Genomic DNA, 14,204 nt, shown 5'->3' with positions numbered 1-14,204 from the left:
ACCAATTACGTTTTTTTATGTGTATGACGTTGCTGACTATGGAGTTTGGTCACGGCCCAGCTTAAATAATGATTCACTTTATTTGGTGTTAGCTGGGCAAATTCGTCCAAGGCCATGTCGTAGTTATCCACCTCAGGGTGGTCAGTCTTATACTGTTTTACATGATCCATCGCTGCTTTGGAAACCAAAACTGGTAAATTTACTTCGTCGATAAACTCACCATTCGGATGTTTCTGGCAAAACTGGATAAAGGCGTACAAACCCTCGAAGATAAGGCACTTATACCAACTTGGGGCAATATCTGAGGTTAAGGTTTCAATTAAATGGGCAAAGGTATCCTCACCAGGCGTCATCGAACTGAGCGTTCGTTTGCTGTCGAGGATGGTGTTACTTTGCGGGTCACCAAAGACGATACGATTGGTCTGCGCCAAGCTGTCCCATAACTGTAACAACATGGCTTCTGGCAGTTTGGTGATCAGGCCTTGACCTGTGCGCCATTCAAACCAATCAATGTCTTTGGTGCGGCCAGCTTGGCTGTCCACGCGTTGGTGATAACGCACACTGGCGACCACGTGAGTGAACTCTTTGTGCTTCTCGATGAGCACTCGGCGCAGGGTTTCATACAGCTCCATCGGGGAGCGCGAGGCGAGCGTCTTGATGACATCAATGTTGTCGCACTGGTCATCACCGATAAACTTATGTGCACAGAGTAGGCCTAAGTTGTGTAGGCGAATGGTGCGTACCCCAGCAAAATATTCAGGGTGAATTTTCATCAAGGTACCGGTAATGGCCAATAACTCGTGATAGACCACTTGGGCTAATAACGAATCGGAGCTTTGCGCAATCGCCTTAAAGACCTCGTTCTGATGCAGTGGTGTGGTAATGCTGAGTTGCTGGGCAGTACGCTGACCGATGATCAACACACGCTGGCGCACGGTAATCTCAGCGGCATGAGTCGCCATGTCCGTTGTCGGTTTTAACATCATGGAATAAAGCTGGCGCACACAGTACCAGTTACGATGTATTAGAGCATTGGTGTAGACCGAATCTAATACATTGCGCACGGTGATGGGGGCATCGTGCAGCTCAGTGACTTGCTCATGCAGCGCCTGTCTGCGGCCCAGTTGCAGTAGGATTTCGGTGGCATCTTCTAGTGTTGGCAGCTCTTGCAGATGCTGAATCAACTGGCTGATGCTCCAATGTTGGTAATCATAAGTGGTGCGGTCAACAGCGCCTGAAATCGGCCAAGGGGCCTCGTAAACAGGCAGTTGAGTGCCCAGTTTATGGCCTGCTGGCATGTCAAAGTTCATCAGGCGGCGACTGCCTGATTTAAAGGCATTTTTGGCCGACTGGGGCAGTACACGAAATTCACTGAACTCACGCTTTTGCAGTCTGCGAATGAAATCAAAGAGACCGGAGGCGCCAGTCATTTCCGCCAACGCTTCATCGATGAGGATGGCAAACACCGCATTGGCTGGGTAATACCAACTGTCTGAAATCACCGATAATTCATTGCGGATGTGCTGTTCAAAAAGTGCCGGGTCGGTTTTACGGTAATCGCGATCCTCATTTTGAAACCAAGACAGACATAAGCAGCGCTGCTCGTTTACAACAAATGGCTGAGCGATGGCAAGGCTATTGAGCGCGCGACTCGGGCGGCCGCTCAAGCCAAGCGGCTTAGAGGCCCCCACGTTACGGTAAAGTTCGATCAGTTGTTCAGAGGTGATGATCTGAATCGGCGCGATTTCATCCACGGTCTGACACAAGCAGCCGGCATCGAGCAGTTGTTGTTTGATCTTGTTGTTCTTGGCCAGCAACACCATGGAGATGTTGACGTTACGCTGAATGTGCTGCTTTTTGTGCAAGCCTAACGGGTCTAGATCTTCGGTGGTGATCAACTCATCATCCAGCATACGTCCTACGAGATAGAGACTTTGCGCCCACACTAAGGGTAAGTTGTCATTGGCCTCTCGAGGCTGGGAGCCGGGAGCGGCTTTTTCCGCCAAAATCAGTTCTTCAGGAACATAGTACAGCTCAGGCAGCAGGCGCTCGCCATCTTTTTCCACCATCAAACTTTCCAAGCGGTAACGGTAGTAGTTAGCGCTTTCCCAGTCACGGGCGAACAAACGATCAATGTATAAATAGGTAAAAAACAGCGGCCATTCAGATTCGATGTGCTCAAAATTGATCAGTTCGTCGTATTCATAATAGATGCGGCTGTGATCTTCGATAACGGTTTGGTGACCGTCTAACAAGAAACGCTTACAACCATAATTGCCACCCAGTTTATCGAGGACTTCTTGGCGTGTGCGACGTTTCAGTTTCTCATCGTTTACCGCAAAGGCTGGGTAGCTGATGATGCTAAGTAAAGCGCCATCTACCTCTTTGGAGCGGGATTCTTTTGGCAATAAGGATTCCAGCACCGAGCCAGCACGGGCAACGGCATCGGCAAAGGAATGCACCACGGCCCATTCTGGCCCGTGTTCGCCAAATAAGTTCAAGCCGTCTAAGGCCTCCATGGCGGCTTTGGCCATGCCTACAGAGCTGGCATTAATCTCTGCTTTACCGTTGTTGACCTTATTGCCGCGTTCCCATATACCAAAGTCCGGGGTGCGGTAGGTACGGGAAATGTAATAAATCAGGTTTTGGATAAAATTGAACTCGTCACGTGAGTAAATCAGGCTGCTGCCGGATTTGATCATCTGCGCGAGCGTTAACAAGTACAGGCTGGTGGCATCAATTTGCAAGTGTCCCCAGGCATCGTCAGCCACGACTTCGAGCCCGGTTTTGGTATCGTATTTGGCGTGCAGGGCGTCTATGGGGTCTAAGGAATCCTTGAAGGTTTCCACCTTATGCGACTGACGCATCATGGCAAATAACAAACCACGCATCATTTTGATGCAAGCGTACTCTAGTTCGTGAGCACGATTGTCTGGGTTTGAGGCACGTTTGTAGGCCAGTGACAGGGCCCAAACGGCTTGAATGGAGTAGACGTTATCGCGTACCCAAGCGTCGGTGTAATCACCATGGTTATTAATACTGGTACTCGCTGGAAATAGCCCCGTCACCGGGTGCTGTCGAGACAGAATTACCTTGTCGATGTGTTGGTACAGGGAGTCGAGCTCGGTTGGAATATCAAACGGCATATAAAAGATCCCTTTTATGGCTGAGAGCGTTTATTTGCTTATGCAATTTTAAGGCCTTTATCGTACAGGGCAGTATACGCCTGTTTCATTACAGTATCTTGTTAAGGTGCACGTAAAAATTTAATTTATCTCGCATTAATGAGTACTATGCTTCGTGGCGAGAAACCAAAGCGGGGCCGAGGTGTAACGCTGTGTTACCAAAACTATGATGTAAAGGTGCAGTCATATCAATATAGTAGTAGAAGCTACCAGCGAATTAGTTGGCCTATTTTTTGTCGCGTTTTTGGCAGCGACCTTGTTGCCCTTGGGCTCAGAGTTGCTGTTGTTGGGTTTTGTCGCTCGTTACCCAGAACTAGCGCTGATCGGCTGGGGAAGTGCTTCCCTAGGCAATACCCTAGGTGGCATGACAAACTGGTGGCTTGGCAAGTACCTATTACACTTTCAAGAGCGGCGCTGGTTTCCCGTATCGGCCAAGCGATTACAGCAAGTGCAGTATTGGATTCAGCGTTTTGGCCAACCGGCCCTGTTGTTTAGCTGGCTTCCTGTGGTAGGCGATGCTTTGTGCTTAGCTGCTGGGGTGGCGAAGTTGCATTGGTTGCCTGTCATGTTATGGATTTTTGTCGGAAAATGCGTTCGCTACGGGGTCTTAGTTTGGGGGACAAACGCCCTAGTGTTATCGTAATATGTCTCAATTGATGGGAGAGGATGTATGGGACTGAAGTTATTAGTGGTTTGTACAGGAGCTATTTGGCTAGCAGGATGTACCTTAACGCCCGAGAAAAAAGGCACCATGACCAATGCCGAATTACAGCAGGCGTTGCAAACCCAGCAGCAAGAATGGGAGGACATGAAGCCACAACTGCAGCGCATCCTCGCCCTTGAATCTGATTTAAAACTCTTGGTGGAAACCCTGGATACGGTGCCAGAATCCAGCGAAAGTTTAACTCAAGAAATGGCACCGGCGGCGGAAGCCGCGCAACAAGCCAACCAAGCGCCAGTGTTGCCGTCGGCGGCGTTAGCCGATATCAATGCTCAAACAGCGGACGCGGGTTCGACTGCCCCCATCTCCACTTCAGCGAATCGCTCGGATAAGCCGTTTCGTCAAGGACCACCGAGTAATGCGGTAACGGCTGAATTTCAAGGTGGCAGCAAGACCAAAGCAGACGCCGGTGCCAATACACAATACTATGGCGTTCAACTTGCGGCCTATGGTTCTGAGCAACAAGCGATTCAAGGTTGGCAGTCCATTACCCAAAGGTATGCGGAAGAATTTGCCGACACAGCGCCTTTGATTAACCGCCATCAGGTGAAAGGCAAAACTTACTATCAGCTGATTGTTGGCCCCTTCCTGAAAAAAGCCTACAGCGTCGACTTTTGTAACATGTTGAAACAGATGCAACAGGATTGTTTGGTGACCCGCTACAAGGGCGATCCGTTTCTATCGTTGTAAACCCAAAATGCCGCTAGCGAGTAAGGTTAGCGGCGGGTGATGGCTTGTACGCTGCATGCTAAGCCGATGGTGGTGAATTTTTCACAGGCATTTTCAGCGGGTTGGCGCTCTTCTGAAAAGCCAATATATAGCGTGTAAGTTTGCCCATTCTGCTGATAGAAATAGTGGTAATCGAGCAGCTGGGGTTGTCGCTTGCGTAAAATAGTCCAGTAACTTCTTAGTGCGCCCAAGGAAGCGAAGCTTCTAATTTCACTGCTATAGCCCGATACCTCATCGCCTTTACGAATATATAAGTTCTCACCCAAGATAAGGTTGTCTTGAGCACGGCGCTGGTCTATTTGCGTCGCTGTTTGAGGTAAATAACTGCGTTGCACTAAGTATTCTGGCTTCACCCGAATGCTATGCTGGCCGGGAGGAACTCGGCTAAAGACATAATAGCCATCGAACTCGGTATTGACTTCATCAATGACCTGATTGAATTTATCCAGTAATTGCACGGGAACGAATGCGACGGGACGGGGAGCTTCATTGCTTAGCAGTTCAGACACTTTGCCTTCTATTTCAATCGAATTCACCATCGGGATTTCGATATGCTGTACCACACTGGAGCGAGGGATCACGGATACCCCTTCGCCTCTCGGGATCAAATAGGGGTTAGCAACGGAGCCTTCATCGACTTCTATGTCTGTTTGACGGTAATTGGGCAGTGATTCTATGACGGCAATACCATTTTTATCCGTTTTCGCCCGTCGAAAGCTTTGTTTACTGAGCACGTCAATATCTGGTAGCGCTTGGTCTTGCAGATCAAAGACACCATTGTTGTTGTTATCTTGGTAGACAAAAACGGAGAGTGAGCCTTGGCTCACCAAAGAGCGGTTGGATGTGAAATAGCCTTGTTGGATTTGGCCTATGCTAACTTGTCCAGAAAGGTTGGCGCTCCAGCCTAACAGGTCATTGTAAGCTAGGCGTGAGCGGAGACTAAAGTCGCCTGGGCGCCAGCTGGTTGATAGGGCGATATTGTTGACTTGAGTGTCTAAGTTTCTAGAGTAGCTGACTTGGGCTTGTATGTTCTCAAACGGTGCGCCACTGACTTCGGTAGAAATGCCGTTAACGTGAAAGTCTGGGTTGATGACGTAGCTGCTGCCCACTCGTACGAAGTAACCATCAATAAACTTTTGTAGCTGCCAACGACCTACTTTGTCGTCGTCAAGGCTGCCCCATTCCAGTTCATGACTCAGGTAAATATCCTGGATGCTGGTCGCAATCTGATTTCGGTATTGGTACTCGGTTTGGTTGTTGCTTTGTTGGCGCTCTATATCTTGCTGATAGGATAAGTTGAGCGCTGAGATTTCTCCTGAAAGGTTTATCTCATCATTTTTGCTAGTTTGCCAGTCTTGAGTCAATTCGTCTTGGTATTTGCTTTTGGTAATGGAGTAGTCCAATGACTGTCCCAGCACTTCGGTTGAAAGCGTATGTTCTTCAATCGAAGAGCTGTCAGGCGCGACAATATAGTCACTCGAAAGTAGTGCCTGACCAAAAAGGGAAGTCGTAAAGCCCACGGATTGGCGATCGAATGCTCGGTACTCACTATCCAAATGAGTTTGCTGGCCAACATTGATGCTGAGCCAATCGGTTAGACCAAAGGTGCCTCGTCCGGTCAATGTGGTGCCATAGGATTGGCTATTCGATTGAGCGTCAAGGAAACTGTCAAAGAGCTCTGCACCATCCTCGTAGAGACTGACATCATAAACAAAGCTGCCGGCGCCCAGCCCTGTGCCATCCACGTAGTAGCTTTCGACTTCACGTTCTATTTGCCCTTGTGGACCATAAAACACAATCTCGACGGTGTTGGCACCAAAGACTAAGGGGAGGTTATCAAAGTTATAGCGACCGTCCTCAATATTGGTGTCACTGGCGATCAGTAGGTTGTTACGATAAATCTCAATATCCCAGCCAGGCTGAATATCACCAAAAAGATCGATGCTGGTGTTATTTATGTTACCGATTTTTTCATTACTAACACGAAGGCCGACGGCATTACTGGAGTTTAAGGTGTTATTTACCCGGGTGGGTCTAATATCACCAAGTTCTAGTATGGTTGCTTGCAGAGGCCCTAGTAGACCGGCTTCTGGGCTGGTTTTACTGGCTTGCAGTCGGGCGCCGGTTAAGCCTATCTCTGAGTTGGCTGCTAAATAATACTGGGTATTAAAATAAGCTAAGTCATTGCCCCCTAGCACTGATAGGTTAGTACTTTGGTTTCGATTTTGGGCAAAGCTGGTGGAGGCTTGAATATCCAGCAAAGGCAATGAGAGTGGTGAATAGTCGTTTTCCGCCAGCGGGTTTTGCGCCACATTGGCGTTCGGTTGAATTGACCCAGATCGACTTTGGCGGGCAATACGCTCCTGCAGCGGCAAAGGGGCGTTTGAGGAGATGTTCGCCTTTAATTCTTGATAGTTGATGTCGATGATAATATCGAACCAATCTTCTAGTGTGTCTGCATCGATGAACAGCTCATCAATATCTACAATGGCCTCTTGACTGACTGGGTAGGTGACACCCGCTAAAGTGATTGAGCTTTGGTTCTCTAAAATACTTAGCGAAAAGGTATTGTCTGGGGTGCGGACCCAACCCTGAGCTTGCGGTGCTTCGTTCTGCGTGGTGATGGGGAAATCTAATACAGTGGCAATGTCTGCTAGGCTAAACGCTGCACCTGAGTCGGTTTTTACACCAAAAATATCCCCCAATAGATAGCGATCAAAATACAGCGTTACAATTAATTCTTCACCGCTAGGAATGAAAACATCCGAGCTGTTTAAATTAACCATACTGGCGTTGTTAGAGGGAGTTGTACTGATATTTTGTTGGGGGGCGTTTAATTCTGGTAGTGCAACTTCACCTTGCTCAATCGCTTTATAGCGCGCCTTAAGGCGATCAAGAATGTCATTCGCATAAGTACTATTAGCGCTCAATATGAGAGCGCTAATCAGAAGTAAACGCATTAGCTGATCACCTTATTGAACAGATCGAACCATGGCAGGTGTGATTTCCAGAATTTGTCTTGCCAATAGTAGCCCATTAAACTCTTGTTGTCCCTCATAGCGCACTTCTAGGCTTCCAGGCTCGAGCTTAAAGTTATTCCAGGGGACGCGTATTTCAGCGTTTTTGTTTTCTGGGTAGAAATTAAAACCGTTTAATAAGCCTACTTGTCGAGTTGGCTGTCCTGTTGGAGTCCAATAAGCCACTAAACGGCCAGAGGAGCTAAATAAATCATTATGCGATAACTGAACTTTAATAAACGTAGCGCCGGTTTCTTTAATCGTAAGTAAGGATAAGTTGTCGATGGCGGGGGCAACACTGACATTCCCTGTTCGATATATAACCGGCATGGTATAACTCATTAGCACATTGAGCTGAATTCCAGTTTGGCCAGAAGGCTGGCTTGAGTCATTTTTATGTATTGGTAAAGCTGTAAACGTTAAATGAGAGCGATACTCGCCGCTGGGCAGGTTGCCTGGATCCCGTAATAACAGCTTGACGGTTTGTCGCTGTCCTGGTGATAGGGTGACCTGTTTTGGGCTGATACGAACAATACGTTCTAATCCCGCATAATTCTGTTGCTCAACTTCGGTCAGGTCTCGGTATCCGCCTTTAGGCAATGCCACTTTTTGGCTCCAGCTTACTCTGTAGCTTCTGGTTTCATTACCTGAATTGATTAGTGTGACATTACTGGATCTTTGTTTACCGTCCAGAACAACTCTTAACGGTGAGATGAGCAGGTCAGCATAGGAAATGCTGCTACTAAGGGAAATACATAATATAAAAAAACAGTACTTTATAGAGTTCATGGCTTTTTAATAATCTACACTCAGTTGGAATCTAATGTGGTAGGCAGTATCAACAAACGACTTATTTCCAGACCCTGAAGTGCTAAGGGTTCCGCCTACATTAACTTGAGCATTTCCATTTCCATCTGTGAAAATAACATTAGGAACATCGACATTGGACATAACAAATTGTTCCGTGGAGTAAACGGCGCTATTAGTTGTTGATTGAATGCTTTGTGCCGAGAGAAAGAGTCTCTGATTGAGTGGGAAATTTGATAGAAGGAACTCCCCCACAGTGGGGGGAGTGACCGTCATTATTGCTTGAGTAGAGCTAACGATGCCATTGTGATTAATTGAGATGCTTTCAACTGAATCATTTGACAAAACAACAATTGAGCCAAAACTTAAGGGGGTAACTTCTTCTATATCTGCAAAACAAGTGCTCAGATGAAGCATTAGTGGCAAAAGTAAAGTTAATTTTCTTAGCTTGGCTCGTGTCATTCTTGATGTTAGTACTCTACGGTCATTGTATAGGTGCCACTGTAGGTGACATCACGGTAGTTAGTAGCATTACCATCTGTGTCAGTAGATAATGTGCCACCTACATCAAATGTCACACTACCAGAGTCATCTGTAATTAAGTCGTTAGTGCCACTTGAGTAAGTGCGGTTTGCATTGGCCCCTGATGTAATTCGAATATCTGCTTCCGCAATGGAAACTTCAAATACTGCGCCGCCAGTAGTGGTGGTTAGATCAAAAGCTCCTGGCGGTGTAATCACTAAAACTTGATTCGGTGCAGCCCCAGATACACTAAATGTCCCTGGCGTACCAGGATCAATAATGTTAATGCTGGATGCTGTGCCATCGCCAGTACTTGCTGTGTTAGTGACGGTTGCGTTAGAGCCATCTGCTGGCAAACTAAGCTCGCTATAAGCTGCTTCGTCTGAGCTCGGTATACTACCCACTTGAGCTCGAATGGTACCAAAACTTAAGGGAGTGGTTTCTTCCAAAGTAAAAGCATTGGATACGGTAACCGAAGCATTACCTGTAGCCGTTTCAGCCAAGGCGTAGTTACCAGATAGGGCTACCAAGGCAGCCAAGCTTGAAAGTTTAAGAAGTTTGTTCATGTGCATTCCTTTTAAAATGTAATTACACAAATCTTTTAGCGGCACGTATTTCGTGAGCTTTAGGTAATTAACTTTTCCTAAAGTGTCCTTAGCAAGCTTGCCGGAAACATGAAACGGTAAAGTTAACATCAGTGTTAATGTTATAAGAAGAACTTTCAATAGCCGTACAGGTTTTTTGTATTAAATGGTAAGTTTGATTTTTATCAATTATTTAGAGTGAATGATTAAAATGATTGAGGTGGTGTTATTCGATCTAGGCAATGTGCTGGTCGACTTAGGTTCACAAGCAGACTTCGCTAAGGTGTTCCAAGTCGAAGTTGGCAGTGAGGCTCAATTATGGGAAATGTGGTTAGAGTCACCATCGGTCAAGGCCTTCGACAGCGGCCAAATTCCGTTGCCAGTCTTTGTTGAGCGTTTATTAGCCGAAACGGATAGCAATGTAGATCAGCAATCGTTTACGGATAACTTTATCAATTGGCCAAAAGGCTTGTTTGATGGCGCAATCGAGCTCGTGCAAAGCATTCCGTCTCATTATCACCGTGCCGTGCTGTCTAATACCAATGATGCCCATTGGGCACGGTTAATGGATGAAATGGGCTTGTCTGGTCTTTTCCACAGTTACTTTGCTTCCCATCAAATGGGTTTGGTGAAACCCGATTTGGCAGTATTTGACTATGTGGTCAAGGAGTTAGCTGTTGAACCCAATAAAATCCTGTTTTTGGACGATAACCTAATCAATGTCGAAGGGGCGCTTACAAAAGGGATACAGGCGGAGCAGGTCAAAGGTATCGCATGTGCGCGCGAAATCCTTTATACATATGGGGTAATTAGGTAGATACTAATCTTTTGTACAAATCAATTTGGAAGAGATATGCGTACTTTCGATCCCTCCTCGGCGGCCAATTATTCTCGTGTTAGGCCAACGTACCCACCAGAGCTGTATTACTGGCTGAGTCACCAAGTCAAACAAACCGAGCGAGTTTGGGATTGTGCCTGTGGTACAGGACAAGCCTCGATTGATTTGGCAGCGTACTTTGATCACGTCGAAGCCACGGATATTTCCGAGGCGCAAATAGCCAAAGCAACGCCACATCGCAAGGTCAATTATTCGGTACAGCCTTCAGAGCATACCAACTTTCCAGATGATTACTTTGATGCTGTGTGTGTGGCTCACGCCTTACATTGGTTTGACCTAGACAACTTTTGGGCGGAAGTGCGTCGTGTATTAAAGCCTGAAGGGAAGTTGTTTATTTGGGGTTATAACTGGGTTCAGTTCGATAACGTTTTAGACCAAGCGATTAAAGAGCATATGCTGCCGATCTTGCAGCCATTTTGGCCAGAAAAAACGGCATTGCTGCGTGGTCAGTACAGCGCTGTTGAGTTTCCATTCAGGGCCATTGAAACGCCAACATTCGAATTGGAGTGTCATTGGACCATGTCACAAGCGTTTGCCTTTATGCGCTCTTGGTCGGCTTCACAAATTATGATGGAGCAGCATGGCGACTTCATGATTCAAGAAGCAGAAAAGGAAATTGAGTATGTCTGGAAAGATCCTCTAGAGAAGGTCCCTGCGCGTTTACCATTTTTCTTATACGCCGGCACATTTGATAACTGAGTGTTATCAGAGAGTTAGACTAAAGTGGGATAGCCTGTCTCTAAGCAGGCGATATAGTAAGTTTCAGCATCCTTATAAAAAATAACAACGGAGCGAGTCATGTCACATTCAGAATACACGGAGCAGATGGATTACACCTACTCCAATGCCAATGTTAGCCAAGCCGAATTTGAACAACGTTACCAAGAGTCGATCACTGACCCAGATGCATTTTGGGGCAAAGAAGGTCTACGTTTGGCTTGGTCAAAACCTTACACCAAAGTAAAGAACACTAGCTTTGAGCGTGGCAATGTCAGCATTAAATGGTATGAAGACGGTGAGCTAAACGCGGCATACAACTGTATTGATCGTCACCTACCGGAGAAAGCCGATAAAGTGGCGTTCTATGTCGAAGGTGATGTGGAAGGCCATGACAGTATCGTGACCTACCAAGAGCTGCATGATGAAGTGGGCCGTCTCGCCAACGTACTGCGCAAACAAGGCGTACAAAAAGGCGATCGCGTTGCTATTTACATGCCAATGATTCCACAAGCAGCCTACGCTATGCTGGCTTGTGCCCGTGTCGGTGCGATCCACAGTGTTATCTTTGGCGGCTTCTCTGCGTCAGCGATTGCTGACCGTCTTAATGACTGTTCCGTGAAATTGGTGTTGACGGCCGACCAAGGTAAGCGTGCTGGCAACCTAGTGCCTCTGAAAAATAACGTCGATAAAGCGCTTGAGAATAACGCTTGTCCATCGGTGGAAAAGGTCGTGGTATACCGCTACACCAACGCTGATGTGAAGTGGGTAGATGGCCGTGATTTAGATTGGGCTGAGCTGGCAGCAGTCGAAAGTACAGAAGCTGCGCCTGAGCCGATGAACGCAGAAGATCCACTTTTCATCCTCTACACGTCCGGTTCCACTGGTAAGCCAAAAGGTGTGGTACACACCACCGGTGGTTACCTAGTCTACGCTTCACTCACCCATGAATTGGTCTTCGATATAAAACCAGACGATGTTTACTGGTGTGCTGCGGACGTGGGTTGGATCACCGGCCACAGCTATATGGTGTATGGTCCATTAGCGAATGGTGTGACCAGCGTGCTGTTTGAAGGCGTACCAACGTACCCTGACTCTGGCCGTATTGGTCGTGTGGTGGATAAATTCCAGGTCACTCAGTTGTACACAGCGCCAACGGCGATTCGTGCCTTGATGGCGAAGGGTGATGAACCAATCGCTTCCAGTAAACGTGATTCTCTGCGTGTGCTAGGCAGTGTCGGTGAGCCGATCAACCCTGAAGCTTGGGTTTGGTATCACAAGAACATTGGTAACGGTCAGTGTCCAATTGTTGATACTTGGTGGCAGACAGAGACGGGCGGTCTGATGATGACGCCACGTGTGACAGAAACCAATCCAAAACCAGGATCCTGTACTGCCCCATTGTTTGGTGTTCAGCCAGCTTTAGTGGATGCCGAAGGCAACATGATTACTGAGACGGGCGTTGAAGTGGAAGGCGGTCTAGTGATTCTAGATTCTTGGCCAGGCCAGTCGCGTACCGTATACGGCGACCATGAACGCTTTGAACAAACTTACTTCAGCACCTTTGAAGGCAAGTACTTTACCGGTGACGGTGCACGTCGCGATGCCGATGGCGCATACTGGATCACTGGTCGTATGGACGACGTGTTAAACGTATCCGGTCACCGTCTAGGTACCGCTGAAATTGAGAGTGCCTTGGTCGCACACCCATCGGTTGCAGAAGCGGCAGTAGTGGGTTACCCACATGATCTAAAAGGTCAGGGCATTTACGTTTACATCATTCCGGTTGCGGGCGTTGAGCCGGATGAAGAGCTGACTAAGTCAGTGAAAATGATGGTGCGTCAAGAAGTGGGCCCAATTGCAACCCCAGACCTCGTTCACTGGGCGACAACTGGTTTACCAAAAACTCGTTCAGGCAAGATCATGCGACGCATTCTGCGCAAGATTGCGGCTAATGAACATGATGCATTAGGTGATACAAGTACCTTAGCAGATCCAAGTGTGGTTGATGATTTGATCGATAACAGGTTAAATAAGTAAACCATACGTTCATGCTAAGGAAACCTAGTGATTTCACTTCTTATCGCTGATGATCATCCTTTATTTCGCAGCGCTCTCACGGGAGCGCTACGCGATCAACTCGGTGAAGTAGAGATCCAAGAATCACATGACCTAGAATCCACATTAGGAAGCTTAAAAGCGAATCCTGATGTGGATTTGTTGCTTCTGGATCTAAATATGCCAGGAAGCGGTGATTTATATGGATTAATACGTATTCGTTCCGATTTCCCTGATATTCCGATTGCGGTGATTTCGGGCAGCGATGACGTGGCTGTGGTAGCCAATGTCATCGAGGCCGGAGCATTGGGATTTATCCCCAAAACCAGTGAGCCTGCGCTGTATTTGGAAGCCATTTCAGCCATTCTCGATGGCGATACTTGGTTACCGCCAGGAATGTCTGAGCAATTGGCGCAACAGCCAACACCAGACTTAGATATGCAGCGGCGTGTGGCGGAGTTGACGCCCCAGCAATACAAGGTATTGTGCTATCTGCACGAAGGTTTATTAAACAAGCAAATTGCTTATGAGCTGAATATCTCTGAAGCCACGGTGAAAGCGCATATTACCGCCATTTTCCGCAAGCTGAACATTAATAATCGCACCCAAGCGGTGTTGGTGGTCAGTGATTTAAACCTACAGCTTAACTAAGAGTCTTTATGATGCGGCTTATGGCAATCTGAGTCGCATTTCTTCTCAGGGACTGGATCAATCCCTCCTTCATGGAAAGGGTGACAGCGCCCCAGACGTTTCAAGCCTAGCCAAACCCCTTTGAACACGCCAAATCGCTCAATTGCCTCAATCATATATGCCGAGCAGGTTGGGTAGTAGCGACAGTTATTGCCCAGCAGTGGGCTTAGCAAATACTGGTAAAAACGAATGAACTTGATAAATATTTGCTTCATAAAAGTTAACTGATTGGGTAAATATTTGCTTTAGTTGCCAATTTTAGTGTTGAAAGGCACG

12 protein-coding genes are annotated in these 14,204 nt (G+C 47.2%); 6 read left to right on the top strand and 6 right to left on the bottom strand.

What is annotated here, in order from left to right; all coding sequences use genetic code 11:
- Positions 1–5 precede the first annotated feature (5 nt).
- Positions 6–3,146, bottom strand: coding sequence for a phosphorylase b kinase regulatory subunit alpha/beta (locus tag MAQ5080_RS02795; protein WP_067205164.1), 3,141 nt, complete (start codon positions 3,144–3,146; stop codon positions 6–8).
- Between the two features lie 283 nt (positions 3,147–3,429).
- Between MAQ5080_RS02795 and MAQ5080_RS02790 the strand changes: the two genes are divergently transcribed.
- Together MAQ5080_RS02790 and MAQ5080_RS02785 are read left to right on the top strand one after the other, a co-directional pair.
- Complete coding sequence (locus tag MAQ5080_RS02790; protein WP_231870762.1) at positions 3,430–3,828, top strand: YqaA family protein; 399 nt, start codon at positions 3,430–3,432, stop codon at positions 3,826–3,828.
- Between the two features lie 27 nt (positions 3,829–3,855).
- Entirely contained in the window at positions 3,856–4,596 is a 741-nt protein-coding gene (locus MAQ5080_RS02785) for an SPOR domain-containing protein (RefSeq protein ID WP_067205170.1), read from the top strand.
- A gap of 26 nt (positions 4,597–4,622) precedes the next feature.
- Here MAQ5080_RS02785 and MAQ5080_RS02780 read toward each other — a convergent pair whose 3' ends face one another.
- From MAQ5080_RS02780 to MAQ5080_RS02765, 4 genes are all read right to left on the bottom strand, one after another.
- Positions 4,623–7,595: a hypothetical protein gene (locus MAQ5080_RS02780; RefSeq protein ID WP_067205173.1), complete on the bottom strand. Its 2,973-nt coding sequence runs from the start codon at positions 7,593–7,595 to the stop codon at positions 4,623–4,625.
- A 12-nt stretch (positions 7,596–7,607) separates the two neighbouring features.
- Positions 7,608–8,258 carry a fimbrial biogenesis chaperone gene (locus tag MAQ5080_RS02775; RefSeq protein ID WP_067205176.1) on the bottom strand — a complete coding sequence of 217 codons (651 nt, stop codon included), beginning with the start codon at positions 8,256–8,258 and terminating at the stop codon, positions 7,608–7,610.
- A 189-nt stretch (positions 8,259–8,447) separates the two neighbouring features.
- The gene (locus MAQ5080_RS02770; RefSeq protein WP_082860986.1) at positions 8,448–8,921 is read right to left on the bottom strand and encodes a DUF4402 domain-containing protein; all 474 of its coding nucleotides are present in this window, start codon (positions 8,919–8,921) and stop codon (positions 8,448–8,450) included.
- An 8-nt stretch (positions 8,922–8,929) separates the two neighbouring features.
- Entirely contained in the window at positions 8,930–9,547 is a 618-nt protein-coding gene (locus MAQ5080_RS02765) for a DUF4402 domain-containing protein (protein WP_067205182.1), read from the bottom strand.
- Between the two features lie 220 nt (positions 9,548–9,767).
- Here MAQ5080_RS02765 and MAQ5080_RS02760 point away from each other — a divergent pair, with 220 nt between their 5' ends.
- The 4 genes from MAQ5080_RS02760 (at position 9,768) to MAQ5080_RS02745 (ending at position 13,889) form a co-directional block, all read left to right on the top strand.
- Positions 9,768–10,382, top strand: coding sequence for an HAD family hydrolase (locus MAQ5080_RS02760; RefSeq protein ID WP_231870763.1), 615 nt, complete (start codon positions 9,768–9,770; stop codon positions 10,380–10,382).
- A 36-nt stretch (positions 10,383–10,418) separates the two neighbouring features.
- Complete coding sequence (locus MAQ5080_RS02755; protein ID WP_067205186.1) at positions 10,419–11,162, top strand: class I SAM-dependent methyltransferase; 744 nt, start codon at positions 10,419–10,421, stop codon at positions 11,160–11,162.
- A 99-nt stretch (positions 11,163–11,261) separates the two neighbouring features.
- Positions 11,262–13,220 (top strand): acetate--CoA ligase, encoded by a 1,959-nt coding sequence (gene acs, locus MAQ5080_RS02750; RefSeq protein ID WP_067205189.1) that lies wholly within the window; start codon positions 11,262–11,264, stop codon positions 13,218–13,220.
- A 27-nt stretch (positions 13,221–13,247) separates the two neighbouring features.
- Complete coding sequence (locus MAQ5080_RS02745; RefSeq protein ID WP_067205191.1) at positions 13,248–13,889, top strand: LuxR C-terminal-related transcriptional regulator; 642 nt, start codon at positions 13,248–13,250, stop codon at positions 13,887–13,889.
- Here the strand turns inward: MAQ5080_RS02745 and yidD are convergent.
- Positions 13,886–14,143, bottom strand: coding sequence for a membrane protein insertion efficiency factor YidD (yidD, locus tag MAQ5080_RS02740; RefSeq protein WP_067205194.1), 258 nt, complete (start codon positions 14,141–14,143; stop codon positions 13,886–13,888). The genes MAQ5080_RS02745 and yidD overlap by 4 nt on opposite strands.
- Between the last annotated feature and the right edge of the window lie 61 nt (positions 14,144–14,204).

The organism is Marinomonas aquimarina, from assembly GCF_900089755.1.
GTDB lineage: Bacteria > Pseudomonadota > Gammaproteobacteria > Pseudomonadales > Marinomonadaceae > Marinomonas > Marinomonas aquimarina.
The sequence above is the reverse complement of the archived record's forward strand: the minus strand, read 5'-3'. Positions and strand labels throughout refer to the sequence as shown.

Excerpts from the sequence above, each read along its gene's own strand:
- MAQ5080_RS02795 (WP_067205164.1), bottom strand. The coding sequence starts at position 3,146 with ATGCCGTTTGATATTCCAACCGAGCTCGACTCCCTGTACCAACACATC.
- MAQ5080_RS02785 (WP_067205170.1), top strand. The coding sequence starts at position 3,856 with ATGGGACTGAAGTTATTAGTGGTTTGTACAGGAGCTATTTGGCTAGCA.
- MAQ5080_RS02780 (WP_067205173.1), bottom strand. The coding sequence starts at position 7,595 with ATGCGTTTACTTCTGATTAGCGCTCTCATATTGAGCGCTAATAGTACT.
- MAQ5080_RS02770 (WP_082860986.1), bottom strand. The coding sequence starts at position 8,921 with ATGACACGAGCCAAGCTAAGAAAATTAACTTTACTTTTGCCACTAATG.
- MAQ5080_RS02765 (WP_067205182.1), bottom strand. The coding sequence starts at position 9,547 with ATGAACAAACTTCTTAAACTTTCAAGCTTGGCTGCCTTGGTAGCCCTA.
- MAQ5080_RS02760 (WP_231870763.1), top strand. The coding sequence starts at position 9,768 with ATGATTAAAATGATTGAGGTGGTGTTATTCGATCTAGGCAATGTGCTG.
- MAQ5080_RS02755 (WP_067205186.1), top strand. The coding sequence starts at position 10,419 with ATGCGTACTTTCGATCCCTCCTCGGCGGCCAATTATTCTCGTGTTAGG.
- acs (WP_067205189.1), top strand. The coding sequence starts at position 11,262 with ATGTCACATTCAGAATACACGGAGCAGATGGATTACACCTACTCCAAT.
- yidD (WP_067205194.1), bottom strand. The coding sequence starts at position 14,143 with ATGAAGCAAATATTTATCAAGTTCATTCGTTTTTACCAGTATTTGCTA.